The sequence below is a fragment of the Amycolatopsis sp. NPDC043889 genome (assembly GCF_056435645.1).
Genome location: NZ_JBWKEC010000010.1, coordinates 1 through 26,087 on the forward strand (window position 1 = coordinate 1; position 26,087 = coordinate 26,087).

Consider the following 26,087-nt stretch of genomic DNA (forward strand, 5'->3'; position numbering starts at 1 on the left):
TTGAACGCTTTCTCGATCACCTTCAGTGACCGCTGGCCGGGCGCTGAGACCTACTGACAACCACGGCCGGAAACACCGTTCGCGTTACAGTCCCCCTTGGCGCGTTGGATAAGTGTGTCGACGGCGCCGGCTTTGGCGAAGTCGTGGCGGTGGCCGAGGAGAGTGCGGATCCAGCAGAACATGCCCCCAGACCTCCGTCGCGCAGAGGATGGTCTGGCGACCTCGGCAGGTTGAGGGGATGCGGTGCATGGGTTTTATGTCTGTGTCGGCGTTGCCGGCTCCGTCTGGTCGCCAGCGGGGTGCGCGAGCCTGCGGTGGTGCCTACTGCGGCGTCCGAGTACGGCGGCGGCGAGTATCGAGGAAGCGGCCGAGGCGAGCAGGATGGCGCCTTTGGCGTCGGTCAGGTGAGTGTCGTCGGTGTAGGAGAGTTCGGCGATCAGCAAGGAGACGGTGAAGCCGATTCCGCCGAGGATCCCGATTCCGGCGATGTCGGTCCAGGCGAGCCGGGGGTTGAGATGGACGTTGGTGAAACGGGCGGTCAGCCAGGAGACTCCGAAGATCCCGACGAACTTCCCGGCCAGGAGTCCGGCGAGTACTCCCCATGTGATGGTGGAGGTCCAGAAACCGCCCGCGCCGGTCAGGGACACGCCTGTCGACAGCAGTGCGAACACGGGTAGCGCGATGCCGGCGGAGAACGGTCGGAGCGCCGTTTCCGTGCGGTGGGAAGGAGAAATGGTCTGGCCGAGGCGGGGGCGGGTGCGCATGAGCAGTCCCATGGCGACCCCGGCGATGGTGGCGTGTACGCCTGAGGTGTGCATCAAGGCCCAGATCGCGACCGCGAGCGGACCGAACAACAGCCGTCCTGGCACGCGCGCCCGCATCCACGTGACGGCTCGACCTGTGCCGTTCTGCAGGTAGCCGAAGACCGCGAGCCCTGCCACGGCGGCGCCGAGGGCGATGAGGTTCAGGCCGCTGGTGTAGGCGATCGCGATGATGAGGACCGCGCACATGTCGTCCACGGTGGCCAGGGTGAGCAGGAACGTCCGCAATGGACTGGGCAGGTGTTTGCCGATCACGGCGAGCACGGCCAGGGCGAAGGCGATGTCCGTGGCCATCGGGATTCCCCACCCTCCGATCTCTTCGCCGGTGGTGGCCGCGTTCACGGCGAGGAACACCAACGCGGGCACGACGACTCCGCCGAGCGCGGCGGCGATCGGTAGCGCGGCGCGGCGGGGATCACGGAGTTCGCCGTGGACGAGCTCCTGTTTGAGTTCGTTGCCGACGATGAAGAAAAAGACGGCCAGCAGTCCGTCCGCGGCCCATGTTTCGACCGACAGGTTGAGGTGGAGGGCATCTGGCCCGATGGTGAAGGAACGCAACGATTCGTAGGCCGGGGCGAGCGGCGAGTTCGCCCAGACCAGCGCGAGTACGGCGGCACCGATGAGCAAGGAACCGCTGACCGCGTCAGAACGCAGGGCATGGGTGATCCGGGAAGCAGAAAGCATGAAGAGAGCGTCTCCGTGACGATGCGGAAGGGAGCATGGCGCGCATCGGCTATTCCGCCGATGGCAGGCCGCCGCGGGGGAGCGGTCGGCTCAGCGCTCGTACGGTGGGCAGACGCTGGTGATCGCGCCCCACGTGCTGACGTAGCCGTTCGTGCCGATCGGCCGGTGCTCCAGCTGCTCCAGCTGTGCCGCGGCAGAGGCGAGAACTCGCAAGACCGTCGAAGAGAAGCGGCTGGACATCACCGTCTCCTTCCGTCTACCTGTCTTGACGCAACTCTAACAACCGTGCCGCTGTTCTCTTCAGGCCTGAGTGGTCAGCGTCAAACTGTCCGGTATCGCGTCGAATGCTTCCTCGACACGCTGGACGAGTGTGTCGATGCCGCCGGCTTTGGCGAAGTCGTGGTGGCCGCGCAGGGTACGGATCCAGTTTTTGGCTCCACAGCGCCAAGAGCTGAGGGCGAACTCGCCGAGAAGCCGGAGACGGACGTCGTCGCGGCTGTCGATTCCGAGTTTGGTTTCGAGAATCTCGACGAGGGTGTCCTGGACCTGCATGGACAGCAGCACGCTGTGGTTCCGCAGCGCGGGCGTGCGGGCGGCGAGTCCGCGCGTGGGCAGGAAGCGGCGTGCCCAGTCCTCTCCGAGGCCTGACAGCGCGGAGCTCAACGACTCGCGCAGTGCGGTGAGAACGGGACCTTGGAGGTCCCGAGCGTTGATCTCGGCGACATAGGCGTCCCAGAGTTCGAGTTCCGCGGACAGGGCGGCGTCCTCTTTGGACGTGTAGTTGGCGTAGAAGGTGCGCTTGGACACCTCCGCTTCGGCCGCCAGCTCATCCACGGTGACGGAGTCGAAGCCCCTGTCCAGGAACAGCCGCAAGGCGGCGTCGGCCAGCGCGCGGCGTGTACGCAGCTTCTTGCGCTCGCGCAGCGGGAGCGTGCGGTCGATCGGAGTCGTCATCGCTGGTCAGCGTAGCCGAACGCATCTCGGAATCAAACGACACTGGAGAACAATTGCAACTGAGTGTACTTTTGCACTGAGTAGCTGGAGGTGTGCGGATGACGACCTCGGCCCCGGTCGAGCACGCGGTGGGGAACCGCCCGGCGTTGGTGGTGTTGCTGTTCGGGTCGACGCTCGGGGTGATGGCCGGATCGACGGTGATGCCGGTGCTCGAAGTCATCCGGACCGATCTCGGTGTCAGCGGCACGGCCGCCGGGTTGATCATCACGGCGCACGGGCTGGCGATCGCGGTGTCCAGCCCGCTGGTGGGCTGGCTGATCGACCGTCTCGGTGTCCGTCCGGTGCTGGCCGGCGGGCTGGTTCTCTACGGGCTCGCGGGTGGTGCGGGGTTGTTCATCACCTCGTATCCGGTGCTGATCGCGAGCCGCCTGGTGTTCGGCGTCGGGGCGGCGACGGTGTTCAGCGGCACGACGGTCGCGCTGCTGGCGCTCTATCGCGGGCCGGTGCGGGATCGGGTGATGGGCTGGCGCTCGACCACCACGAGCCTGGGCGGGCTGGTCTGGCCTCTGCTGGCGGGCGCCGTCGGCGGAGTCTCCTGGCACGCCGCGTTCGCGGTCTACCTGGTCGGTGTCCCGCTGGGTGTCGCGACCCTGCTGGCGCTGCCGAACTCCCGCCCGCAGACGTCGGAGCGCACGGCGACCGGAGGTGTCCTCGCGCTGCTGCGGGCACGTCCGGCGCTGCTGGGCTTGTACGGGCTGATGATCACGACCGCGCTGCTGATGTATGCGCTGGCGGTGTTCTTGCCGCAGCGGCTGGCGCAGGTCGGGGTTACCGAGCCGTTCCTGGTCTCGTTGTTCACCGTGGGCTCGGCGGTGGCGATGAGCGTGGTCGGGCTGCTGTATGCGCGAGTCCAGGCGCGGCTGGGCTACGACGTCCTGTTGCGCGTGTCGGCGGCGTTGTGGGTGAGCACGTTCGTCCTTCTCGGCGTCACGGACACGCCCGCGGTGATCGCGGTGGCGCCGATGCTGTTCGGGCTGGGGAACGGGCTGGCCTTTCCCGCGTTGACCGTGCTGGTCGGGGAGGCCGCGCCGCCGGAGTTGCGGGGACAGACGGTGGCGTTGTCGGCCACCGGATCGTTCGCCGGGCAGTTCTGCTCCCCGTTGCTGCTGGGGCCGCTGATCGGGGCGACCACGATCACCACCGGGTTCCTCGCCGCGGCCGGTCTCGCCGGCATCGTGTTGCTCATCCTGCTGGCCACGAGGGTTTCAGCATCCGTGACGTATTCGAAGGAGTCCTGATGACGGTTCGCCCGCTCGCCCATGACATCCCCGGCGGCGAGGAGGACATCCGCGCGATCACCGCGATCTTCGCGGAGCTGGAGGCCGCGTTCGCCGAACACGACGCGGCGAAGTTCGATGCCCGGTTCACCGCCGACATCGTCTTCACCGCGGTGAACGGCGTGCGGTTCACCGGCTGGGACGACATCCACGCCTATCACCAGGAGCGGCTGGAACACCATGCCGAAGGCATCCGCACCTGGTACGAGATCGACCGCATCACCTTCCCCGCGGCAGGCGTCGCTCTCGCGTTCGTCCGGCAGCCGGTGAAAACCGAGCACGGCACGCGCAGCAACATCGGTACCTGGACTTTGTCCAAAAAGGATGGACAGTGGTGGGTCGCGGCCATCCAGAACACCGCGGTCGCCGCGTAACGGCCGGAAGGCGGAGCCCGTGCCGGGACGTGCAACTCACGTCCCGGCACGGTATCCGCGTTAGCGTTCTGCGGCTTCGGTCAAATCCCAGCCATAAGGGCGGGTGATGACTTCCAGGCCATGGCCTGCGGGATCGAGGAAATACACGCCACGGCCGCCGTGGTTGTGGTTGATCTGTCCGGGCTGGGTGCCCTGGGGGTCGGCCGAGTAGCCGATATCGGCTTGCTTGATCCGCTCCAGGATGCCGTCGAAGTCCTCTTCTGGCACCAGAAACGCGTAATGCTGGAGCTTGACGTCCTCGGGCGGGATGGTCGCGAAGTCCAGCCGGACGCCGTTGCTCAGTTCGATCGGGAGGAATGGTCCCCAGGCCGTCCCGATTTCCACGTCGAGGATATGTGCCAGGAATTCGGCGGATTTCTGGCGATCCAGTGCGGGAACGATCGTGTGGTTCAGTTCGACTTGTGCTGACACAGTGCGATGCCTCCAACGGGCATGTCACCGGCACCTCCGCGCCTCACCCAGCCGGTAACCGACGTGCGATGCCGTGCCGACGATCCTAAAGGCGATTCCCTGTCGCTGTCACGCTTGACGAGCACGGGGTACCGGTGGCGGGGTGCGCACGAGCGCTCCGGCGATGGTGACCGCGAGGGGGAGTGCGGTCATGGCGTAGAGGATGGGGCGGTAGGTGGTGGCGTGGTCGCGGCCGAGGGCGAGCAGGAGGGGCCCGAAGGCGGAGGCGCCGACGGTGACCGAGTGCACCACGCCGCGGATCGCGCCGAGGTGGCGCAAGCCGAAGCAGCGGGGGAAGGCGACGGCTTCGAGGGTGCGGATGCCGTTGCCGCAGGCGCCGAGGGCGAGACCGTAGAGCACGGCGGTGAATCCTGGGCTGAGCCAGCCCGCTCCGGCGGTGGCGAGGGCGAGGGTGCCCATGGTGGTGATGATCAGGACGCGGTCGGAGAAGCGGTCGGCGAGCCAGCCGAGGCCGAAGGTGGCGATCAGGCCGGCGATGGTCTGGGGCAGGAAGGTCGCGGCGGCTTCGGTGGCGGTGAGGCCACGTTCGCCGAGCAGGGATTGCTGGTGGAAGTTCAGCCCGGTGGTGACCAGGGCACACACGGCGATTCCGGCGGTGACGACCCAGAACATGCCGGTGCGCATCGCCTGGCCCAAAGTCCAGTCCACCGGCGGCAGAGCGCTCCCACGCGAAGCCTCGATCGCCTCGTCGCCGGTCGGGGGTGTGGGAGGCCGACGCGGTAGCAGGAAGAGGGCGGCCGGAATGACCAGGATCCACACGGCCAATCCCTCGGCGACCCAGACAGAGCGCCAACCCCAGTCGGCGATCAGCCGTTCGAGCAGCATCGGCGCCAGGGAGATCCCGGCGGTGCCGACCGCGGAGGCGACTCCGATGGCGAAGCCTCGGCGGCGGTGTACGTAGATGGCCACGGTGGTGGTGGCGACGAGGTTGAGGGCGCCTTGGCCGCCGATCCGGATGCCGATGAACGCGGCGGTCAGTCCGGTGATCTCACTGGCCGCGGTCGCGGTGATCAGGATGGCGCCGAAGCAGGCCGCGATCGCGGCCATGATCCGGCGGGGCCCGTAGCGGTCGATCAGGCGGCCGAGGAAGGGCATGACGAACGCGCCGGACAGGGACCCGATCAGGTAGGCGGTGGAGACCGCGGATCGGGACACGCCGAGGTCGGCGATGATCGGGTCGACGAACACCGACACCGCCGCGGTCTGCCCGGGTGCGGTCAGAGCGAGCGCGACCGAGGCCGCGGCGATCACCCGGGGCAAGTGCGCCCGCCCCGGAACGGTGGACGCCACGGCGGGAGCAGGGCCGGTGGGCACGAAGTGATCCTTCCTGGTCGTGGCCGGGCACGGGCACACTGACCGCACGGTGGCGGCGGTGCTCCGGCAGGTTCGGAGACGGTTCGGTCGGCCGATGGTGCGAGCTGTCGGGCTCCGCACGGGTGGTCCGGCACGGCGTGCTGATCGCCACACCGGGTACCGCAGCCTTCAGGCGCCTGCGGTTCCTGGGCGCATGGCCGTGTCCAGGGCGATGATCACGGTAGCGCGGTGCGCGGTCGGCTCGTGCCGCCGTCGTGATGGACGTCTCGCCGACGATTCGGGTGAGGTTCCGCTCGTCGGGAGCGGGCTGCTGTCACCTGCGGCAATACTGTTACGTGAGAGTACTGTTGAAGGCGTCGTAGCCGGGCCGTCGCGTGCATTATCGTGGATGACTCGGTCGAAGGAAGGAATCGGTGTGGGCGAGCAGATGCAGATCGGCGAGGTGGCCGAGCGCACCGGGCTGTCGCTGCGCACGATCCGGTACTACGAGGAAGTCGGGCTGGTCGTTCCCAGCGCGCGCAGCCAGGGCGGGTTCCGGCTCTACACCGAGCCGGACATCGACCGGTTGCAGCTGATCAAGCGCATGAAGCCACTGGGGTTCCAGCTGGAGGAGATGCGTGACCTGCTCGCGATCCTCGACCCTGCCCCCGGCAGCCCGGACATCCAGGACCCGGCCGCCCGGCTGGCGGAGTTCAGCGAGACCGCCGAGAAGGCATGTGAGGAATTGCGGGCGAAACTGGCCATCGCCGAGGAGTTCGCCGCACTGCTGCGCTCCCACCTCACAACCACCCGCCCCCAGCGGAAACGCCCGGCCGCAGCAGGAAAATAATCCCGCTGAACACGGTTGACACGTTGCTCAGCCGCCTTCCGCGACCAAGGATTCCAGCACCAGCTCGGGATTGCCTCGCAGCATGACCCGCATGGCCAGTTCGTCGGCGAACAGGGCCAGGTCGGTGCCGTCGAGGCGGGCGAGGACTTCGCTGCGCCGTCCGTTGTCGACGATGGAACGCTGGCCGGGCTCGGCGAGGCGCCGGACCACTTGATAGGACAGAGGTTCCAGCCGGATCGGTGAGCCGAACTCGGCGGCCATCCGGTGCGCGGCGACCTCGAACTGCATCGGCCCGACGGCGGCGAACACCGGCGCGGCGTCACCGCGCAGGTCCGAGCGCAGCACCTGGACCACACCCTCCGCGCCCAGTTGTTCGACCCCTTTGCGGAACTGCTTGGCACGGCCGAGGTCGGTGGGCCGGGCGACGGCGAAATGGGAGGGCGCGAAGCTGGGCAGGCCAGGGAACCGCACGGCGGGCTTGCCGGAGTACAGCGTGTCGCCCACTCGCAGCGCGGTGGCGTTGACCAGCCCGATGACGTCTCCGGGATAGGCGGTGTCCACTGTGGAGCGTTGCTGACCGAACACCTGCTGCACGTATTTGGTGGCGAAGGGCTTGCCGGTGGTGGCGTTGGTGACGACCATGCCGCGCTCGAACACCCCGGAGCACACCCGGGCGAACGCCACCTGGTCGCGGTGCGCGGGGTCCATTCCGGTCTGGACCTTGAACACGAACGCCGAGAACGGCGCGTCCAAGGCGCGGATCCGGCTGTCGGCGTCCGCGCGCGGTGCAGGCCGCGGCGCGAGCTCGACCAGCAGATCCAGCAGATGGCGGACACCGAAGTTACGGACGGCCGCGCCGAACAGCACCGGGGTCGCGGTGGCGGTGAAGAACCGGGAGACATCGAACTCGCCTCCCGCGGAGCGCAGCAACTCCGACTCCTCCTCGGCTTGTGCCCACTCGGTCTCGAGATCTGTCGCCGCTTGCGACGCGCTGAACCGCTCCTCCGGCGCCACGGTCGCCCCGCCGGCGGTGGGGCGATACCGGACGAACTCCCCGTTCGAGACGTCGAGGACGCCGCGCAGGTGTCCGGCCGTCCCGACCGGCCAGGTCAGCGGCATGGGTTGCAGGCCGATCCGGTCGGTGAGCTCGTCGCACAACTGCAGGGCTTCCCGGCCGGGCCGGTCCCATTTGTTGATGAAGGTGATCACCGGGATCCCGCGGTAGCGGCAGACGTCGAACAGCTTCAGCGTCTGCGGCTCCAGGCCCTTGGCGGCGTCGAGCAGCATGACGGCGGAGTCGACGGCCGAGAGGACCCGGTAGGTGTCTTCGGAGAAGTCCGCGTGCCCCGGGGTGTCCAGCAGGTTGATCACGGTGTCGCCGTAGACGAACTGCAGCGCGGCGGAGGTGATGGAGATCCCGCGTGCGCGTTCCATCTCCATCCAGTCCGAGGTCACCCCGCGCCGTCCGGCCTTACCGTGCACCGCGCCCGCCTCCGAGATCACCTGGGCATGCAGCGCCAGCGCCTCGGTCAGCGTCGACTTGCCGGCGTCGGGGTGGCTGATGACCGCGAACGTCCGGCGACGGCCCGCCTCGGCGACCACCTCGGACCGTTCGGCCTGGACTGCGTTACCTGTCGTCACACTCGCTCCTCCGGGTCTCGATCAAGGGTTTCTCCCGACACCCAGAATCTACCCTCACGTTAGAGTATTGTAGGTTGGGTCTGCTCATGACGGGAGCACCTGCCGGTGAGGTGATCCTTCACCTCACCGGCTTCCCGTCGGAATCCCAGGCCTGTTCGGCGGGTCCGAGAAGCTGGTAGAACCGAGCAGTCTGGGGTGCGCAGGTGTATTCCCCGCTGGGAAACGTCTGTTGGTGGCCGTCGAGCGTCCCGCTGGTGGAGTGCTCGATCTGGATCGTCAGTGGCTCACGTATCTGCTGGACGGTGTCGTCGTTTGACGTCGTGACGAGGAGTCCTTCAGCGCTCGGGCCCAGGAGAACATCGGTGGCTCGTGTCCACTCGCCGGTGGCCGGGCGGAGGCCGATGTCGCCCGTGAGTGTCCAGCTGTCGGCGCAATGGTCGTACCAGTCGAACGAGGTGGAGATGGCTGCGGCCGGAGTCGGCTGCAGGGTGAGAGTCTCCGTGGTCGCGATCGCCGCGGCCGTGGCGGGAGTGAGCACCCCGCACCGCCAGAAGGCGGCGCACCGCCGAGCGGCGGCGAGCAGGGACATATGTCCGGCGACCACGAAACGGATGTCACCGGCGACAGGGATCCGGCCGAACTCCGGCACTGCCGGCACATCGAGCAGTGACCACTCGTGATGGAGCACGGCCGCGCGTACGGCGTCGCGGACCTGGCGGCTGTCGCGGTCGTGGCCCCGGACGACCGCGACACGGCCGGACCCGATGCCCGGCGGCCACACCGCATGGTCCGGCTCGGCCTTCAATAGCAGGGATACGGCGCGCGTGATGGCCTGAAGATGAAGGTGGCGGTTGCGTCCGGCGTCGGACCAGGCCACGTGCAGTCGGATCGTCATCGGGAACCGTCCTCGTTTCGTCCCTGTGCGGGCCGGGGTGGGCCGGCCGGTTCGGGCTCCGCGGGCGATTCAACGGTTCGGCTGCTCGCCAGCGCCATTTCTCTCGTGTGCACGGTCGGGGGATCGCTACCGGTCATGGCGGGTCTCCTGTCGTCGTTGACGTGCTGCGCTCGGGGCGCCGCCATGAGCCACTGGTAGCGCTGACGCGAGCGCTGATGGCTGACAAGCCGGGCCATCGGCCTCTGCAGCGGCAGCATGACCAGAAGTGCGATGCCTACACCACATGCCAGGCCGGCCACCGCATCGTGTGGGTAGTGGACGCCGACGAGCACGCGCGATGCCGCCGCGAGCAACGCTGTCGGAACGACCCAGAACACGGCGGAGTGGCGGGCAAGCACGACCGCGGCCCCGGCGGCGCCCGCGATCACCGAGTGGTTGCTGGGAAACGACCAATCACCCTGCACGGGACAGGCGACGATCGTCGCCTGTGACAAGGAACGACAGGGGCGTTCCTCTTGTAGCGCGGCTTTGATCCCCTCGCTCACCGCATACGCCGCCACGGTGGCGACTGGGCCCAGCAGAGTCAGGGACAGCGCGCTGGTGTCATCCCGTCGCGCGCGCCACCACGACCACACCATTCTGGCGGCTAACGCGATGAGGACGACGTCGGTCCCGATTGCGGTGATGAGTCGCGCCCAGGCGGGCATGGCCATGGCGAACTCGGTCATCTCGCGGTACCACGACACGCTTATCGAGGGGATCTCGACCATGGGATTCGATGTGCTCAACCGTGTCCTTGTCTTGTCACGAGGCTGTGGCGCACCTTGTCCTCGTGGGTGTCGGCGACGAGCGCGGCCCGGCGTTCACGCAAGGTCGTGACGAATTCGCACGCGGCATCGAGCCTGGCGCGCAGATCAGCGCACCGATGATCGGTGAGAACACTGAAATCGTGCAGCAACGTGAGCCGCTGCTCACGCGCCAGCTCGGACCCGGTCGTATCCGGTGGCAGCAGGGCGATGAGGTCCCGCATCTCCTCGACGTCGAAGCCGAGCGCCCGCATTTGCCGGATGAGGCGCAGCCGGTCCACGTCGGCCGCCGTGTAGAGCCGGAACCCGCCCTGACTTCGCGTGTCGGGGGTGACGAGACCGACCTGCTCGTATCGCCGGATCGTTCGCAGGGACAGGCCGGTGCGCTCGGCGACCTCGCCGATCTGCATGTGGTCGCTCACATCGAGTCTCCTTCCCTGCCCGCGATCGGCCGCCACCGCGGCAGGTGGGCTGTGGGTGACGGCCGGTACGTCGCGCTGGGGGTTGAACGCGACCCGCGGCCACCGTCGGGGCAGTGCCCGCGGAAGTACCGGCCGCCCTCGCGACCCTACCCTAACGTCAGGGTAGTGTGCGCGATGTGACTGACCTTAGCGAGAAACACGCGGCTGAAGTGACGAGGATCGAGATCATCGACGCCGTGAGTGGCGCTTTTGTCGATTCGTCGGCGACGAAACAGGAGATCGTCGCCGCGGCGGTCGAACGTGGAAGTCGCGACGAGGTGTTGCAACTGCTCGATCGGCTCCCCGTGCGCACCTTCGGCCACGTTCGCGACCTCTGGGATCACCTGCCGGAGGTGCCGCTTGGTGACTGACTGGACCCCGGCCCACGCGGCGCAGTCAAACCCTACCGTAACGTGAGAGTATGAATTCTGTGGATCGCCCTCCGGTCGTCTCGCTTCCGAGCCTGGCCGACGATGCCTTGCGTATCGTCGCGTTCGGCGGGCTCGGTGAGATCGGCCGGAACATGACCGTGTTCGAGCATCGGGGAGCGCTGCTCGTCGTCGACTGCGGGGTTCTCTTTCCCGAGGAGCATCAGCCCGGGGTGGACGTGATCCTGCCTGACTGGTCCGCGATCAGGGACCGGCTCCCCGGCATCGAGGCGATCGTGCTGACGCACGGGCACGAAGACCACATCGGCGCGGTGCCGTACCTGTTGCGGGAGCGACCCGATATTCCCGTGATCGGTTCCCGGCTCACCCTGAGTCTCCTGTCCGCCAAGCTCGCCGAGCACCGCATCACCCCGACCACGGTCGAAGTCCGGGAAGGGGACCGGCTTGACCGCGGCCCGTTCGCGCTGGAGTTCCTGGCGGTCAACCACTCCATCCCGGACGGTCTCGCGGTCGCGGTGCGGACGACGGCGGGTCTGGTCCTGCACACCGGTGACTTCAAGATGGATCAGTTTCCCTTGGACAGACGCATCACCGACCTGCGCGGGTTCGCCCGCCTCGGGGAGGAGGGTGTCGATCTGTTCATCGTGGACTCCACCAATGCCGACGTGCCCGGTTTCACCACCTCCGAACGCGAGCTGGCGCCTGCCATCGACGCCGTGTTCCGCACCGCGCCGCGCCGGATCATCGTGTCCAGTTTCGCCAGCCACGTGCATCGCATCCAGCAGATCCTCGACGCGGCCCACGCCCACGGCCGGAAGGCGGCCTTCGTCGGCAGATCGATGGTCCGCAACATGGGTGTCGCCCGCGAACTGGGATATCTCACCGCGCCCGACGGGCTGATCGTCGAGGCCGGTGAGCTGGACCGTGTTCCGGAGGTCGAACAGACCCTGATCTGCACCGGATCGCAAGGGGAGCCGATGGCCGCGCTCGCGCGGATGGCCAGCGGCCGGCACACCATCGATGTCGGTGACGGCGACACCGTTCTACTGGCGAGCTCGCTGATACCCGGCAACGAGAACGCCGTCTACCGCATCATCAACGGTCTGACACGGCGAGGCGCCAACGTCGTGCACAAGGGAAACGCCAAAGTGCACGTGTCCGGTCACGCGAGCGCGGGGGAACTGGTCTACTGCTACAACATCGTGCGTCCGGCCAACGTCCTGCCGGTGCACGGCGAAGCACGGCACCTCAAGGCGAACGCGGATCTGGCCCGCAGTACTGGAATCGCTGGTGACCGTGTGCTTGTCGCGGGCAACGGCGACGTCATCGATCTGCGCGACGGCCGTGCCACGGCCGTCGGTGCGGTCGCGGTTCGCGAGGTCTATGTCGACGGCCACACCGTCGGCGTCCTGACCGAAGACTCCCTGGCCGAACGCCGCACTCTTGGCCAGGACGGTGTGCTCACCGTCATCACCCTGATCGACCGCGACACCGGGCTGCTGGCCGAGGAGCCCGACTACATAGCCCGCGGGTTCGCGCACGACGACTCCGCCTTCGACACCCTCGGAGCGGTCCTGGAAAAGATTCTCGCCGGAGCAGCCGAACGCAACGTCACCGCCAACGCTGACCTCGAACGACGGATCGTGCGTGCCACCGAAAGCTGGACACGCAAGACGCTGCGCCGTCAGCCGGTCGTCATCCCCGTCATCATCGACGCCTGAATCGCGATCAGCCCTCGAGCACCGGCTCAGCTCATCAGTATTTGCACTTCTCCGATCCCCTGGGAGTTCGGTGTGATCACCGCGACCAACCTCGAACTGCGTGCGGGCCCACGCGTCCTGCTGTCCGATGCCACGCTGCGCGTCCAGCCGGGCGACCGCATCGGACTGGTCGGGCGCAACGGTGCCGGGAAGACCACCACCCTGCGCGTGCTCGCAGGTGAGGGCATGCCCTACGCCGGGCAGGTCCACGCCGCGACCGAACCGGGGTATCTGCCCCAGGACCCCCGCGAAGGCGACCTGTCGACGACCGCGCGAAACCGGGTGCTCTCGGCGCGCGGGCTCGACGAACTGCTCACCGGAATGACGAAAGCCCAGACCGCCATGGCGGAACTGGCCAGCGAGCGCGAGCGGGACAACGCCGTGCGCGCCTACGGACGACTCGAAGAGCGCTTCTCCGCGCTCGGCGGCTACGCGGCCGAAAGCGACGCCGCCCGAATCTGCGCCAACCTGGGCCTCGACGACCGTGTTCTGGAGCAGACCCTGCGGACCCTCTCAGGCGGGCAGCGCCGCCGCGTGGAACTGGCTCGAATCCTGTTCGCCGCGTCGGAGACCGGCGCCGGAGGGCCCTCGGGCACCACACTGCTGCTGGACGAGCCCACCAATCACCTCGACGCCGACTCCCTGTCGTGGCTGCGCGGTTTCCTGCGCAACCACACCGGCGGCCTCGTCGTGATCAGTCACGACGTGGAACTGCTGGCCGACGTGGTGAACAAAGTGTGGTTCCTCGACGCCGTGCGCGGCGAGGTCGACGTGTACAACATGGACTGGAAACGCTATCTCTCCGCCCGCGCCGGTGACGAAGCACGCCGACGCAGGGAACGCGCGAACGCGGAGAAGAAAGCCTCGGCACTGCACCAGCAAGCCGCGAAGCTCGGCGCGAAAGCCACCAAGGCCACCGCGGCGAAGAACATGGTGCGACGCGCCGACAGGATGCTCGCTGGCCTCGACGAGACCCGACGCTCCGACAAGGTCGCCAAGATCGCCTTCCCCGCACCCGCGCCGTGCGGAAGAACCCCGCTGACAGCAAGGGGACTGTCGAAGTCCTACGGCTCCTTGGAGATCTTCACCGGTGTCGACCTCGCCATCGACCGAGGCTCCCGGGTGGTGGTGCTCGGGCTCAACGGCGCCGGAAAGACCACGCTGCTGCGTCTGCTCAGCGGACAGGAAGATCCCGACAGCGGCGAGGTGGTCGCCGGCCACGGGCTACGCATCGGCTACTACGCCCAGGAACACGAAACCCTCGACCCCGACGCCACGGTGTGGCAGAACGTGCGCCACGCGGCCCCGGAGGCCTCAGCTCCGGAACTACGCAGTCTGCTCGGCGCGTTCCTGCTGGCCGGCGGACAATTGGACCAGCCCGCCGGAACCCTCTCCGGCGGGGAAAAGACCCGCCTCGCGCTGGCAGGACTGGTCTGCGGCGCCGCGAACGTGCTGCTGCTGGACGAACCCACCAACAACCTCGACCCGGCCAGTCGCCAGCAGGTCCTCGACGCGTTACGTCGCTATCCGGGCGCGGTCGTGCTCGTCACCCACGATCCGGGCGCTGTCGAAGCCCTCACGCCCGAACGGGTCATCCTGCTCCCCGACGGCACCGAGGACCACTGGTCCGATGACTACCTCGACCTCGTCCAGCTCGCCTGACCGGTCCGGCGCCGAAAATGACCGGCGACTCTTCTGTGACGTGAGGGTAGAGTTGGCGCATGCTGAACAGTGACAGTTCACCCCGGCCGGTGGCCGGCACGGGCACCGCGACCAGGGCAGAGCGGCGGAGGCCGGCGAGATTCCTCTCCGTGCAGGCGTACAACGCGGCCTTCCCGAAGCGGTCCATTCCGACCGATCCGGCCGGCTTCAACGGGCTTCGGTGCTATCACGCCGCGATGGCCGGTGTGCAGGACGATGTGGACGAATCCGAGTACTCGCTGATCGTGGACTTCCTGCCGGGAGGTGCTCCGCTGCCTGGCGGGGCGGATCGTGTCGGCACGGTCGTGGCGACCCGCTGGGGCCAGGGCCCCGTTTTCGTGCTGGCTGAGAACGTGTCCCTGCGCGCGGCGTGGCGGGCGATCATCGACGCCTGGCCGACACAACTCACCGGAGTGCGGGCGGCGCTGGAATCACTGGACTGAGCAAGGCCGCCCCAGGCCGCGGGTCAGACGGAGCCCGGCGTGTCGGAGCCGGTCGATGCCACGTAGACGGTGGCTGTCGCTTCGTTGTCCTGCAACGGATTGGCGAAGGTGATGACGTCGGCGCGTACCTGGGTGAAGGCGGATGCCAGTGCGGTGAGGAACTGTTCGTCGGGCGGGTCGTTGGACCAGAGCCCGAATACTCCGCCGGGGTGCAGCCAGCGGGTGAGGCGGCGGAGACCGGCCGGTTGGTAGAACTCCTGGTGGCTCGGGTGCAGGACGTGGCGGGGGGAGTGGTCGATGTCGAGGAGGATGGCGTGGAACCGCCGTTCCGGTGTATTCGGATCGAGTCCGCCCGGTGACCGCAGCAGTGCGAAGAAGTCACCGTTTACGAAGGTGCACCGGGTGTCCGCGGTCAAGGCAGGGTCGGTGGGGATGAGGCCGTTGCGGTGCCACTCGACCACTGGCTCAAGCGCCTCCACCACCGACAAGGACCGCACTCGCGGGTCGGCCAGCGCGGTCTGCGCGGTGTAGCCGAGCCCGAGGCCGCCGACGGCGATGTCGAGGTCCGGGCCGTCCACTTCGGCCAGTCCCCGCCGTGCGAGTTCCTCCTCGGCGACGGTGAACAGGTTCGACATCAGGAACTCGTCGCCGAGTTTGATCTCCAGTACGTCCCGGTCCGCGGTGGGATCCCAGCGACGGCGCAGGACGAGTTCGCCCATCAGGGTCGGGCGCCAATCAAGTTCCTGGAAACGCCTGCTCATCGTGATCCCTTGTATTCGGTGAAGTTTCGCTCAGTGTGGTGGTCGTGGCTGTACTTCGCCGGGTCAACCGACGCGCGCTTCGGCGGCGCCGACACGGTGTTCGGGTTTCCCGGCGAACGCCAGGAGGTGCGAGAGCGGTCCGGTGTGGGTCAGGTGGAGCTCGTGCATGGCCCGGGTGCAGGCGATGTAGAGCATGCTCTTGTCCATGTCGCTCGCGTAGTTCTCCTCGTCCACGTGCGGCACGATCACGGCGTCGAACTCCAGACCCTTGGAGATGTGCGCCGAAGTGATGACGACGCCGGCGGCGAAGGCCGTGCTGTCGTAGTCCAGGAAAGTCAGCTCGACGCCGGCCTCGGACAAGGCCCGGTGGAGCGTTCGTGCCTGGGCGACGGTCTTGCAGATGATGCCGAGAGATCGCTGATCGCTGTGCCGGTGCCGCTCGATGAGGTCCACGATCCGCGCTGTCTCGTCTCGCGGGCTGGCGCAGGCGATGACCTGGGGCGGCAGGCCGTGGCGTTCGATCGGGACGAGCTTGTCGTTGCGGGAAATGTTCTGGGCGAAGTCGGTGATCTCGCTCGTGGAGCGGTAGCTCTTGCACAACTCCAGGCAGTCGGCGTCCGGGAAGATGTCGCGGATTGCCGATAGTGACGAGGAGCTGAACGGGTTGACCGACTGGTTGGAGTCACCCAGGATCGTCATCTTGCACGAGAAGAGCTCGCGCAGCACGGCGTACTGGATCGGTGTGTAGTCCTGCATCTCGTCGACCAGCAGGTGGCGAATGTGGCCGTAGCTTTCCTGCCGCGCGGTTCTGATCATGGTGTAGATCAACGGGAACACGTCGGCGTACTCGATCTTTTTCCGGCCGAGCGGCTGAAACAGGCCGCGGCGCGCGGGATCGGCGTAGAACGCCTTGTACATCCCGAACGGGTCTTTGTGCGGGAACATGGCGCGGACCTGTTTGCGGAGTTTGGCGGTGTCGGCAGCCGACCACTTGCCGCCCTTGTCCACGACCTGGTTCTTGAGCAGGTGGACAGCGGTGTTGGCCACGTGGTCGAGCCGGGTGAAGACCGGAAGCGCCCGGGACTCGTCGAAGGCGTCCGCGACCCAATCCGCGGAGAGCCGGGTGCTCTTGTGCTCGATGTCGGTCGGCACGAAGTCTTTCTCCGCCCGCTCGGCGAGCCAGTTCTCCAGGCAGGTGACGAATTCCGGCGTCGCCTTGTAACGCATCCGCTCGGCTGCCGCCTCATCGGTGTGGTCGAGCAGGCTGACCACCTGCTCGCTGAACGTCTCGTAGCCGGTGACCTTGGCGAGGAACCTGCCGGCGATCTTGTCGAAATCGATCTCCGCGACCTGCTCCTCACCCAGCTCGGGAAGCACATCGGCGATGTAGTCACCGAAGACCTTGTTCGGCGAGAGGATCATGACGTTGTCGGAGGACAGGGTGTCCTTGAAGCGATAGAGCAGGAACGCCACCCGGTGCAGCGCGATCGACGTCTTCCCCGACCCCGCGACACCCTGCAGGATGAGAACCTGCGCCGTCTCGTTGCGGATCACCGCGTTCTGTTCCCGCTGAATGGTCGCGACGATGTTCTTCATCTTGTCGTCGGCGGACTGACTCAGTTCCCGCTGCAGGACGTCGTCGCCGATGTTGAGCGAGCTGTCGAACATGTACTCCAGGCGCCCGCCCTGGATCTTATACTGGCGCTTACCGGTGATGTCGCCGCGCACGATGCCCTGGGGCGCCTCGAAATGCGCTTCGCCGGACTCGAAGTCGTAATAGAGACTCGACACCGGAGCCCGCCAGTCGTGGATCACGACCTCCTGAGTCTCGGGATCCGAGAGATTGTGCACGCCGATGTAGTAGTCCCTGGCGTGCTCATCGCCGTCCGTGCGGAAGTCGACGCGCCCGAAATAGGGGGACTGCAGCAGCCGCTCGATACGTTTCCGGAGCATCACCGCGTGCTCGCCCAGAACGACGGACATGTTCACGTCGGTGCGGAAACCGGCCTTCTCGGCGCTGTCCATGTCACGCCAGTTCTCCCACATGAACTCCTTCCGCTCTTGGATGGAGCTGGCGGACTTGTCGATCGAACCGATGAGACGCTCCAGCTCGGCCGTCAGCAGACGCACCGTCTCGGCCAGATGTGCACGCTCGTGCTGTTCGTCGCGTGTCTGCACGTCCGTCAAAGCCACCTCCGGTTCGGACTCCTCGCTAGAGTCTACTGTCACGTTAGAGTAGGGTAGTGGTATGGAGGTGGTGATGGCCGGTGCGCGGACAGAGGTCATCACTCAGCAGCTGGGCTCCTTGCAGGAAGGGTTGCTGCTCGCCTTCCGCTGCCTCTTCCGTGCCGCTGATCCCACGCCGCCCTGTCCGAGTCCGCTCGCGCTGGGGGCAGGCGACGTGGTCGTCGTGGTGAGCGGCGGCGATCGAGGTAGCGCCCTGACCCGCGACGCACTACTCGAGAGTGCGACAAACGCCGGCGTCACCGTGATCGACGACTCTCCCGGGAGCCTGCCGGTAGGCCGGGTAAGCCTGGTTCTCGCCACGCACCATTCCGTCGCATCAGCCGCACAACGCCGTGCGATGTCATGCCATGCCCCGGTCCTGCTCCCGGACAGCCGCTGTAGCCCGCCCGGCCCCCTGCGCCTGTGGCTGCGACCCGTTCCGACGCTCACGCTCACCGGCCCAAGCCATCGGCAGCTGATCATCCTGCACGACCTTCACCTTCGCGGTGTGCTCGCCGAGGAGCATCCGGCTCTCGCGGAGGTATTCGCGCGCCCCTCGGAAAACGGTCTGCTGCTCGGCGTCACCGGTGACATCGGCGCGGCGGTCAGCTTCTGCCCCGGCCCGCGAACAGTGCGCATACCCGCTCCGGCCGTGGCGACCGTCGACGGCGTCTCCCGGACCCTGAAGCCAGGGACTTACCGCATCGCTCTGGCCCAGCCACCTCTGTACCGGCTCCACGCCGAGTCGGTCCCCCGACCCGAGACCGGACGAACCAGATGACGATCGCCATGAACCCCATCACCCGCGACCAAGCACGCGGACTGCTCCTCGGCCTCGCGCTGGGAGATGCCCTGGGCGCTCCCTTCGAAGGCAGGGCCAGCGTCGGCGCCCACGATGTCCTTGCCGAGGAGCGCGCGCCCAGCCGACTCGTCCACACCGACGACACCGCGCTCGCCCTCGTCCTGGCCGGCCACCTCGCCGAGCACCGTGACACCACCCTGCTCGACGAGGACGTCCTCGCCCGGGAATTCGCCGAGGCGTGGCGCGCCGAACCGTGGCGCGGCTACGGCGAAGGCACCCCGAAGGTGTTCGGACTGATCAACGCGGGTGTCCCGTGGCCCGACGCCGCTCGCGCCTTCTATCAAGGACAGGGATCGTTCGGCAACGGCGCGGCGATGCGCGTCGCCCCGGTCGCCCTCGTGGGAACGAGCCTGCACCACACCGCCGAACTCGCCAGCCGCACCGCGGCGGTCACTCACGCCCACAAACATGGACAACACGGCGCCGCGTGCCAGGCCGCCGCGACCTACCTGGCGCTGCACAGCGATCCGACGCGGGCGCTCGCCGTGCCCGCCTTCCTGCACGACCTCGCCCGCGTGGTGCGCTCGGCCCCATGGCACGAGAAATTCGACCGCGTCGCCGAACTCGTCCGCCACCGCCCCGATCCCGAGCACGCCGGTCGGGCGCTCGGCAATGACGCCTCGGCGCTGGGTTCGGTCCCGACGGCCCTGCTGGCCTTCCTCACCTATCCCGACCGGCCGGATGAGGCCATCCGTTACGCCGTGCGGGCCGGAGGTGACACCGACACCATCGCCGCCATGGCCGGAGCGCTCGCGGGCGCCCGCTCCGGAGCCGGCTCTCTGCCCGAGAAGTGGCTCCGGCGGCTGGACGTCGCCGGGCGACTGCGGTCACTGGCCGACCGCCTTGCCTGAGTGGGTCAGTCGAGTCCGTCCGTGCCGGTGAGGTGCTCGTAGCGCCGCGGCTGCGCGGTGAACGTGTACCTGCCGGCGGGGAACATCTGCGCGTGGCCATCGATCGTTCCCTCGGTCGGCAGGTCGAGACGCAAGATCACGGAGGTACTCCCCAGACGGGCGTGCTTGTGGTCGTGGTCCCGCACCTGGTCCAGCACGATCCCGTCGTCGGCAGGTTCGAGGGCGAGCGTCGTCACCGGCGTCTCAGGCCCGGTCCGGGTGCGGTACGTCAACGAACCCCGGATCTCCCAGCGCGACGCGCAATGGTCCGACAGGCCGTCCGCAGTCGTGATGGCCACCGCCGGACAAGCCCGGGCCGCGAGAGGGGACGGATGGGCCACGACGTCGGCAGGATCGACGACACGGCACGCCCAGGCTGCCGCGCACCGGCGTGCCGCGGCCCGCATTCTGTGATTCGCCGGAACGACGATGGTGATGTCACCGCCCGCGGGAATGGCACCGAACGCCGGAACAGCCGGCAGATCAAGCAGGCTCCAGCCGTGCTCCGTCACCACGGACGTGACCGCGGCACGGATCGTGCGGCTGCCACGGTCGAACCCGCCGATCAACGCGATCCGTGGCGCCGACGCGGCCGGTGGCTGGCCGTTGCCCACCAACTGTGTCAACGCCGTGCGGATCGCCCGGCCGCGATCATGCGCTTGCCCACGCCAGTGAGAGGTTTCCGACCAAGTGGCGTAGCGACGGCCCCTCATTCGGCGCCACCGTCGAAGGACAGTTCGGGCAACTCGGCCAGCACGTCCATCAAGGACTCGAACCGGCGATCCGGCAGACTGTTCAGGGCCGCGAACACCGCGGGTGACGCGTGGCTGGCCAATGCCGCCTCGCGCAGGTCCGCTATCCCCGGCCGATCGGCGAGGAACGCGTTTTCCACATGGACGCAGAACTCCGGCAACGTCAGTGATGCCGATGCCTGCACCACGCCGTCGGTACTCACTCGTTCACGGCTCCCGTCGGACATGTCGCGATAAAACGACGAGCGGCGACCTCCTCCAAACCCTACACTCACGTTAGGGAAGAGTTGAAGGCATGTCCGTGGATAGGGGCTGGCGTGGACGTGATCCCGCACTCATTTGGCGGCAGGGGCTCCGCGGAGTGGTGATCTCTCGTCTAACGTTAGGTGAGAGTTGCCGACGACGGCGGCGATCTTGCCGCCGGGCCGCCGGGGTCACCGAAGCCCCCGACTCCCTTGTCCGAGCCGAGGAGCTTCCCTTGCCTATCGAGCAGGTGCTGTGACCGACCCGAGCTAGTCCGCGCCCGTCGAGCAATGCCCCGGGCCGATGCCCGCGCTTGCGCGCCTCGCCCGCCACTGTCCTTCCAGCACGCCATGAGGGCGTGACGTTGTAACGCGCCTGCGTGGCGCCCGATCATGTCAGGTTGTTCGTCTGTGTCGAATCTGTTGTCCATGGCGTCCGCGCGCCTGCGCACTCGTCCGTCCTGGTTGTCACCCAAGGTCGCCCGCACCGAGGTCCTGGCCGGCCTCGTGGTCGCGCTCGCGCTGATCCCCGAGGCGATCTCCTTCTCCATCATCGCCGGCGTGGACCCCAGCGTCGGGCTGTTCGCGTCCTTCACCATGGCCGTGGTGATCTCAGTCGTCGGCGGCCGTGCGGCGATGATCTCCGCCGCGACCGGCGCAATGGCCCTCGTGGTCGCGCCCCTGGCACGTGAACACGGGCTGAACTACCTGATCGCCGCGGTGATCCTGGGCGGCCTCTTCCAAATCGTGCTCGGCTCACTGGGTGTCGCCCGGCTGATGCGGTTCGTGCCGCGCAGTGTCATGGTCGGCTTCGTCAACGCACTGGCGATCCTGATCTTCATGGCGCAGGTGCCGGAGCTGATCGACGTGCCGTGGCCGGTGTACCCGTTGTTCGCGGGCGGTCTCGCGCTGATGGTGCTGTTCCCGAAGGTGACCAAGGCGATTCCGGCGCCGCTGGTCTCCATCGTGGCTTTGACCGCGCTGACGATCGCTGCGGGGATCGCGGTTCCGATGGTCGGTGACAAGGGTTCGCTGCCGTCCTCGCTCCCGACGCCGGGCGTCCCGGGTATCCCGTTCACCTTCGACACCCTCACACTGATCGCCCCGTATGCGTTCGCGTTCGCGCTGGTCGGGCTGATGGAATCGCTGATGACGGCGAAGCTGGTCGACGACATCACCGACACGCATTCCAACAAGACCCGTGAGGCGATCGGTCAGGGCGTCGCCAACGTCGTCACCGGGTTCTTCGGTGGCATGGGTGGCTGCGCGATGATCGGTCAGACCATGATCAACGTGAAGACCGCCGGAGCCCGGACCCGGCTCTCGACGTTCCTGTCCGGCGTGTTCCTCATGGTCCTGTGCATCGCTTTCGGGCCGTTGGTCTCGCAGATCCCGATGGCCGCGCTGGTGGCGGTCATGGTGCTCGTGGCCTTCAGTACCTTCGACTGGCACAGCGTCGCTCCCGCCACACTCAAGCGGATGCCCACGGGCGAGATCGCCGTCATGGTCGTCACCGTGGCCGTCGTCGTGATCACCCACAACCTCGCGATCGGCGTGATCGTCGGCTGCCTCACCGCGATGGTGATCTTCGCGCGCCGGGTCGCGCACCTGGTCGAGGTCACCGCCGTCGTCGATCCGGATGGCACCGAGGTCGTCTACGCCGTCACCGGAGAGCTGTTCTTCGCGTCCAGCAACGACTTGGTCTATCAGTTCGACTACGCCAACGACCCGGGCAAGGTCGTCATCGACCTGACCGACGCCCACATCTGGGACGCCTCCACCGTCGCCGCGCTCGACGCGATCACCACCAAGTACGAGTCACGGGGCAAGACCGTCGAGATCGTCGGCTTGAACAAGCACAGCGCACGCATGCACGGAAAGCTCACCGGCGAACTCGCCGGCAGCCACTGACACAGGCCGGACAGTGAGGGCGGAGCCGTCACGGCTCCGCCCCTCACTGGTCCGATGCGGCGGTCGAGTGAGGCAAAGCCGCCACGGTTTCCCCGCTGTGGGTCGAAAACAGGGTGTCCAGGTGATACCGCAACACCGCGGTCGCGCCGTCCACATCCTGTTGTCCGATCAGGACACTGGTGCCCAGGCCATGGCTGAGCGTCACCAACCGTGCGGCCTCCAGCGACACGTCCACGCCCGGGGTCAGCTGTCCGTCGTCCTGCGCTCGCCGCAGCGCGTCAGCGAGCTGCCGGTGGAGGTCGTCCACACTGGAGGCGAAGGGCTCGGCGCTCAGCTGGGGATCGGTCATCGCCAGTACCGCGTACGAGGCGCCGACCAGATGGAAGACACGGCTTTCCTCGTCCGACGGCAGCGCTTCGGCGAGGAACGCCTCGACGAAGTACCGCGGTGGCACCGGATCCGGTAAGCCGGCGAGACGCGCTGCCCACCGCTGACGGCTCCGTCGTTCGAGGTGCCTCAACGCACCCAGCAGCAGCTGTTCTTTGGTGTCGAAGTAGTACTGAACGAGCCTCAGCGACACTCCGGACTCGGCGGCCACCGCTCGCATCGTGACCGCGTGCAGCCCTTCTCGCGCGGCGACGCGGACCAGCGCATCGGCGATCTGAGCACGCCGTTCCTCATGGTCGACGGTCCTCGGCACCAGGCGGCCTCCTTCGCGAACGAGTTATGATACAAGCGTATATGATACCCATGTATCACGATGAGGCCGGGAGGCGCGGTGGGTTTTCGTGATGTCGATCCGAGTGGCCCGGCGGTAAGGACTGCCGGGCCGCAGGTGGTTCTCGCGCTGGCGTGTGCGGCCCAGTTCATGGTCGTGCTCGACATCTCGGTGGTGAACGTCGCCCTGCCGTCGATCCAGCGGTCGCTCGGTTTCGGCAACGCGGATCAGCAGTGGGTGGTCAATGCCTACGCGCTGACGTTCGCCGGGCTTCTTCTGCTCGGCGGGCGGCTGGCGGATCTCTACGGCCGCCGGCGGGTTTTCCTGGTCGGGCTCGCGTTGTTCTCCGGTGCGAGTCTGGCGGGCGGGCTGGCGGACACCGCGGGGCTGCTGATCGCCGCTCGCGCGGTGCAAGGCGTGGGTGCCGCCGTCCTTGCTCCGGCCACGTTGACGGTGCTTACCGCCACCTTTCCCGAAGGCCCTGGGCGTACTCGTGCGCTGGCGCTGTGGACCGCGGTGGGAGTCGCCGGCGGTACCGCGGGGAACCTCCTCGGCGGGGTGCTCACCGAGTACCTCTCCTGGCGATCGATCCTGTTGATCAACGTCCCGATCGGCGCCGGAGCCATCGTGCTCGCTCTGCGGTACCTCTCCGGTGGCGACCGTCCGGCGGCACGCCCACGGCTCGACCTGGCGGGCGCGGTCCTGGCGACACTGGGCCTGACCGCGCTGACCTACGGCATCACGCAGTTCCATGACGCGGGCTGGGACGCCCCGGTGACGGTGGCGAGCCTGCTGGCAGGGGGCGCGGCGCTGGCGGGATTCGTCGTGGTCGAGGCACGCTTCGCCGCCGTCCCGGTCATTCCGTTGCGCCTGTTCCGGGCACGGGCGATCAGTCTCGGCAACGTGGTGATGCTGCTGGCCGGGGCCTGCCTCAACCCGATGTGGTTCTTCCTGACCCTGTCGATGCAGAACGTCCTGCACTACAGCCCGCTGCTGACCGGTCTCGCGTTCCTGCCGCACACCGTCGTCACCATCCTGGTCGCCGCCCGCGTCACCCCGTGGCTGATGCGGCACGTCGACAGCCGGACCCTGATCGCGATCGGCGCTCTCCTCGCCGCCACCGGATTCGCTTGGCAGAGCCTGCTGACACCGGACAGCGGCTACCTGACCGGGATCCTGGGCCCGGCGATCGTCTTCTCGATCGGCGGCGGCCTGCTCAACACACCGATCACCACCACCGTCACCTCCGGCGTCGACACGGCGGACGCCGGGGCCGCCTCAGGGCTGATGAACACCACCAAACAGGTCGGAGGTGCGCTCGGCCTGGCCGTCCTGGTCACCGTCGCGGGCAACCACACCTCGACCCCCGAAGCGCTTTCCGCCGCCTACAGCCGCGCGTTCGTGGTGATCGCGGCACTCATGGTCATCGTGGCCGCGCTCGCCTACACCCTGCCGTCACAACGAGACGGCGTCATCCGGTAGCCGACCGGCTGTGGTGGAGGTGGTAGCGCCGACCGCCGAGTGGGCGCACTCCTGGGGTGTTGGCGAAGAGGTCGTGAAGCTCGTCGTGGGCGCCGCTGGCCGCGGCCTCGCTGTGTGCGTCCTGCGAGGTCCATTCGGTGTAGTTGAGCAGGTGGGCACCGTCGACGCTGAGGTGGAAATGCGCCGAGATGGCACCGGGATGGCCCTCGTCCTCGGGTAGGGCGGCGAGTAGCGTGTCGACGAATTCGCGCTGCCGGCGCGGGCCGTCGGTGGCGAACAACGCGGTCACCAAACAGCCTGGAACCCGCGTTTCCTCCGCGGTGATGAGGCTGCGGTACAACCGGTACACGGTCGGCTGCTCGCTGGTGCCGCTCAGGCCGGGTAGCGCGGCGTGCGGATGGTCGGCCGTGCTTTGCGTGTAGCTCAGAACATGCGCGCCATCCGTGCTGACAAAACAGCTCCAGGACAGGACATCCGGCGGCCACGGACTCTCCTTCCATGCTGCGACAAGGGAATCGGCTGTGACTCGTTGATGGTCCGCGGTGTCCACGTCGTGGGTGGAGACCAGAACGGTCTTCAGCTCGGGGCGGTTGATCACGGGGAACCCGGCGGCCACGGGGCGTCTCCTCGAAGTCTGGTGCCTGCGGAATTCTCATCTCACACCGGTATTCCTGGCAGGGCAACGGAATTACCGGCTACGCGAAATCTCCGGGGTGGTGCCGCGCCCGCCCGGCTAGTGTGGTGAACGTGCTGGATCCACTGGCTCGACCGTCGCTCCGGATGCCGGAGTTGCTGAGGTCGCTGCACGATCGCGAGATCGATTGGGTGCTCAGCGGGTCCACGGTGCTGGCTGTGTACGGTGCCGACCTCGAACCCAACGACCTCGACGTGGTTCCGTCTCCGGAACCGGCGAATCTGCGCCGTCTCGCTGCGTTGCTGGTGGAGCTCGACGCAGTACCGGCCTACTTCCCGGACTGGGCCGACAGCCCCAGCGTGGAGCAGTGTCGTGCCTGGCTGCCCGAACCACCGACCCTGCAGCAGCTGGACCACCTGTTCGTCACACGGCTGGGCATGCTCGACGTGCCACCGGAGATCACCGGAACCCACGGCCGGCTGCGACTCGGAGCGACCAGGTTGAACCTTTTCGGGGTGCCCGTGCGGGTTTGCGATCCGGACGAAGTGCTGGACAGACTGCCCACCCGCCCCCGCACGAAAGACCTGAGCCGAGCCGCGACCTACGAAATGCTGCGGCACCAGCTTCGGACCGACCGACAACCGCTCGGTCTCCACCGGTTTCACTGAG

The 26,087-nt window shown here is 67.6% G+C and carries 27 protein-coding genes; 12 read left to right on the forward strand and 15 right to left on the reverse strand.

Features of this window, described 5'->3' with window-relative positions:
• Positions 1-254: 254 nt before the first annotated feature.
• From nhaA to AC0685_RS20090, 3 genes are all read right to left on the reverse strand, one after another.
• Positions 255-1,505 carry a Na+/H+ antiporter NhaA gene (gene nhaA / locus AC0685_RS20080; protein ID WP_478226915.1) on the reverse strand — a complete coding sequence of 417 codons (1,251 nt, stop codon included), beginning with the start codon at positions 1,503-1,505 and terminating at the stop codon, positions 255-257.
• A gap of 90 nt (positions 1,506-1,595) precedes the next feature.
• Positions 1,596-1,745, reverse strand: a complete 150-nt coding sequence (locus AC0685_RS20085; protein WP_478226916.1) for a hypothetical protein — start codon at positions 1,743-1,745, stop codon at positions 1,596-1,598.
• Positions 1,746-1,805: 60 nt separating this feature from the next.
• On the reverse strand, positions 1,806-2,459 hold the full coding sequence (locus tag AC0685_RS20090; protein WP_478226917.1) for a TetR/AcrR family transcriptional regulator: 654 nt from the start codon (positions 2,457-2,459) through the stop codon (positions 1,806-1,808).
• Positions 2,460-2,557: 98 nt separating this feature from the next.
• On the opposite strand from AC0685_RS20090, the gene AC0685_RS20095 reads away from it, so the two are divergent.
• Positions 2,558-3,757 (forward strand): MFS transporter, encoded by a 1,200-nt coding sequence (locus AC0685_RS20095; RefSeq protein WP_478226918.1) that lies wholly within the window; start codon positions 2,558-2,560, stop codon positions 3,755-3,757.
• Positions 3,757-4,170: an SgcJ/EcaC family oxidoreductase gene (locus tag AC0685_RS20100; protein ID WP_478226919.1), complete on the forward strand. Its 414-nt coding sequence runs from the start codon at positions 3,757-3,759 to the stop codon at positions 4,168-4,170. Before AC0685_RS20095 ends, AC0685_RS20100 begins: the two co-directional genes overlap by 1 nt.
• Before the next feature lie 60 nt (positions 4,171-4,230).
• On the opposite strand, the gene AC0685_RS20105 is transcribed toward AC0685_RS20100, so the two are convergent.
• Both AC0685_RS20105 and AC0685_RS20110 read right to left on the reverse strand, forming a co-directional pair.
• Entirely contained in the window at positions 4,231-4,641 is a 411-nt protein-coding gene (locus tag AC0685_RS20105) for a VOC family protein (protein WP_478226920.1), read from the reverse strand.
• A 108-nt stretch (positions 4,642-4,749) separates the two neighbouring features.
• Complete coding sequence (locus AC0685_RS20110; RefSeq protein ID WP_478226921.1) at positions 4,750-6,015, reverse strand: MFS transporter; 1,266 nt, start codon at positions 6,013-6,015, stop codon at positions 4,750-4,752.
• 415 nt (positions 6,016-6,430) lie between these two features.
• On the opposite strand from AC0685_RS20110, the gene AC0685_RS20115 reads away from it, so the two are divergent.
• Positions 6,431-6,844 carry a MerR family transcriptional regulator gene (locus tag AC0685_RS20115; RefSeq protein ID WP_478226922.1) on the forward strand — a complete coding sequence of 138 codons (414 nt, stop codon included), beginning with the start codon at positions 6,431-6,433 and terminating at the stop codon, positions 6,842-6,844.
• A 27-nt stretch (positions 6,845-6,871) separates the two neighbouring features.
• Here AC0685_RS20115 and AC0685_RS20120 read toward each other — a convergent pair whose 3' ends face one another.
• The 4 genes from AC0685_RS20120 to AC0685_RS20135 all read right to left on the reverse strand — a co-directional run bounded on the left by AC0685_RS20120 (position 6,872) and on the right by AC0685_RS20135 (position 10,608).
• Positions 6,872-8,485: a peptide chain release factor 3 gene (locus tag AC0685_RS20120; RefSeq protein WP_478226923.1), complete on the reverse strand. Its 1,614-nt coding sequence runs from the start codon at positions 8,483-8,485 to the stop codon at positions 6,872-6,874.
• Between the two features lie 118 nt (positions 8,486-8,603).
• Positions 8,604-9,380 carry a hypothetical protein gene (locus tag AC0685_RS20125; protein ID WP_478226924.1) on the reverse strand — a complete coding sequence of 259 codons (777 nt, stop codon included), beginning with the start codon at positions 9,378-9,380 and terminating at the stop codon, positions 8,604-8,606.
• Positions 9,377-10,150, reverse strand: coding sequence for a phosphatase PAP2 family protein (locus AC0685_RS20130; protein ID WP_478226925.1), 774 nt, complete (start codon positions 10,148-10,150; stop codon positions 9,377-9,379). The genes AC0685_RS20125 and AC0685_RS20130 overlap by 4 nt, the downstream gene beginning before the upstream one ends.
• A gap of 14 nt (positions 10,151-10,164) precedes the next feature.
• Positions 10,165-10,608, reverse strand: coding sequence for a MerR family transcriptional regulator (locus tag AC0685_RS20135; RefSeq protein WP_478226926.1), 444 nt, complete (start codon positions 10,606-10,608; stop codon positions 10,165-10,167).
• Between the two features lie 167 nt (positions 10,609-10,775).
• Between AC0685_RS20135 and AC0685_RS20140 the strand changes: the two genes are divergently transcribed.
• The 4 genes from AC0685_RS20140 (at position 10,776) to AC0685_RS20155 (ending at position 14,940) form a co-directional block, all read left to right on the forward strand.
• Complete coding sequence (locus AC0685_RS20140; protein WP_478226927.1) at positions 10,776-11,018, forward strand: DUF2795 domain-containing protein; 243 nt, start codon at positions 10,776-10,778, stop codon at positions 11,016-11,018.
• A gap of 50 nt (positions 11,019-11,068) precedes the next feature.
• A complete protein-coding gene (locus AC0685_RS20145; RefSeq protein ID WP_478226928.1) occupies positions 11,069-12,757 on the forward strand; it encodes a ribonuclease J in 1,689 nt (562 codons plus the stop codon).
• Positions 12,758-12,829: 72 nt separating this feature from the next.
• A complete protein-coding gene (locus tag AC0685_RS20150) occupies positions 12,830-14,458 on the forward strand; it encodes an ABC-F family ATP-binding cassette domain-containing protein (RefSeq protein WP_478226929.1) in 1,629 nt (542 codons plus the stop codon).
• Positions 14,459-14,517: 59 nt separating this feature from the next.
• Positions 14,518-14,940, forward strand: coding sequence for a hypothetical protein (locus AC0685_RS20155; RefSeq protein ID WP_478226930.1), 423 nt, complete (start codon positions 14,518-14,520; stop codon positions 14,938-14,940).
• A gap of 23 nt (positions 14,941-14,963) precedes the next feature.
• Here the strand turns inward: AC0685_RS20155 and AC0685_RS20160 are convergent, their stop codons facing one another.
• Together AC0685_RS20160 and AC0685_RS20165 are read right to left on the reverse strand one after the other, a co-directional pair.
• The gene (locus tag AC0685_RS20160; RefSeq protein ID WP_478226931.1) at positions 14,964-15,701 is read right to left on the reverse strand and encodes a spermidine synthase; all 738 of its coding nucleotides are present in this window, start codon (positions 15,699-15,701) and stop codon (positions 14,964-14,966) included.
• A 63-nt stretch (positions 15,702-15,764) separates the two neighbouring features.
• A complete protein-coding gene (locus AC0685_RS20165; RefSeq protein ID WP_478226932.1) occupies positions 15,765-17,930 on the reverse strand; it encodes a HelD family protein in 2,166 nt (721 codons plus the stop codon).
• 19 nt (positions 17,931-17,949) lie between these two features.
• Between AC0685_RS20165 and AC0685_RS20170 the strand changes: the two genes are divergently transcribed.
• The gene (locus AC0685_RS20170; RefSeq protein WP_478226933.1) at positions 17,950-18,708 is read left to right on the forward strand and encodes a hypothetical protein; all 759 of its coding nucleotides are present in this window, start codon (positions 17,950-17,952) and stop codon (positions 18,706-18,708) included.
• The gene (locus AC0685_RS20175) at positions 18,705-19,640 is read left to right on the forward strand and encodes an ADP-ribosylglycohydrolase family protein (RefSeq protein WP_478226934.1); all 936 of its coding nucleotides are present in this window, start codon (positions 18,705-18,707) and stop codon (positions 19,638-19,640) included. Before AC0685_RS20170 ends, AC0685_RS20175 begins: the two co-directional genes overlap by 4 nt.
• A gap of 5 nt (positions 19,641-19,645) precedes the next feature.
• On the opposite strand, the gene AC0685_RS20180 is transcribed toward AC0685_RS20175, so the two are convergent.
• Positions 19,646-20,305: a hypothetical protein gene (locus AC0685_RS20180; protein ID WP_478226935.1), complete on the reverse strand. Its 660-nt coding sequence runs from the start codon at positions 20,303-20,305 to the stop codon at positions 19,646-19,648.
• 83 nt (positions 20,306-20,388) lie between these two features.
• Complete coding sequence (locus tag AC0685_RS20185; protein ID WP_478226936.1) at positions 20,389-20,658, reverse strand: hypothetical protein; 270 nt, start codon at positions 20,656-20,658, stop codon at positions 20,389-20,391.
• Positions 20,659-21,102: 444 nt separating this feature from the next.
• Between AC0685_RS20185 and AC0685_RS20190 the strand changes: the two genes are divergently transcribed.
• Positions 21,103-22,584 (forward strand): SulP family inorganic anion transporter, encoded by a 1,482-nt coding sequence (locus tag AC0685_RS20190; RefSeq protein WP_478226937.1) that lies wholly within the window; start codon positions 21,103-21,105, stop codon positions 22,582-22,584.
• A gap of 43 nt (positions 22,585-22,627) precedes the next feature.
• Here the strand turns inward: AC0685_RS20190 and AC0685_RS20195 are convergent, their stop codons facing one another.
• A complete protein-coding gene (locus AC0685_RS20195) occupies positions 22,628-23,284 on the reverse strand; it encodes a TetR/AcrR family transcriptional regulator (protein WP_478226939.1) in 657 nt (218 codons plus the stop codon).
• Between the two features lie 78 nt (positions 23,285-23,362).
• Here AC0685_RS20195 and AC0685_RS20200 point away from each other — a divergent pair, with 78 nt between their 5' ends.
• Positions 23,363-24,784 (forward strand): MFS transporter, encoded by a 1,422-nt coding sequence (locus AC0685_RS20200; RefSeq protein WP_478226940.1) that lies wholly within the window; start codon positions 23,363-23,365, stop codon positions 24,782-24,784.
• Here the strand turns inward: AC0685_RS20200 and AC0685_RS20205 are convergent.
• Positions 24,774-25,400 carry an antibiotic biosynthesis monooxygenase family protein gene (locus tag AC0685_RS20205; RefSeq protein WP_478226941.1) on the reverse strand — a complete coding sequence of 209 codons (627 nt, stop codon included), beginning with the start codon at positions 25,398-25,400 and terminating at the stop codon, positions 24,774-24,776. The two genes, AC0685_RS20200 and AC0685_RS20205, sit on opposite strands and share 11 nt — an antisense overlap.
• Before the next feature lie 131 nt (positions 25,401-25,531).
• Here AC0685_RS20205 and AC0685_RS20210 point away from each other — a divergent pair, with 131 nt between their 5' ends.
• The gene (locus tag AC0685_RS20210) at positions 25,532-26,086 is read left to right on the forward strand and encodes a hypothetical protein (RefSeq protein WP_478226942.1); all 555 of its coding nucleotides are present in this window, start codon (positions 25,532-25,534) and stop codon (positions 26,084-26,086) included.
• The last annotated feature ends 1 nt before the right edge of the window (position 26,087 follow it).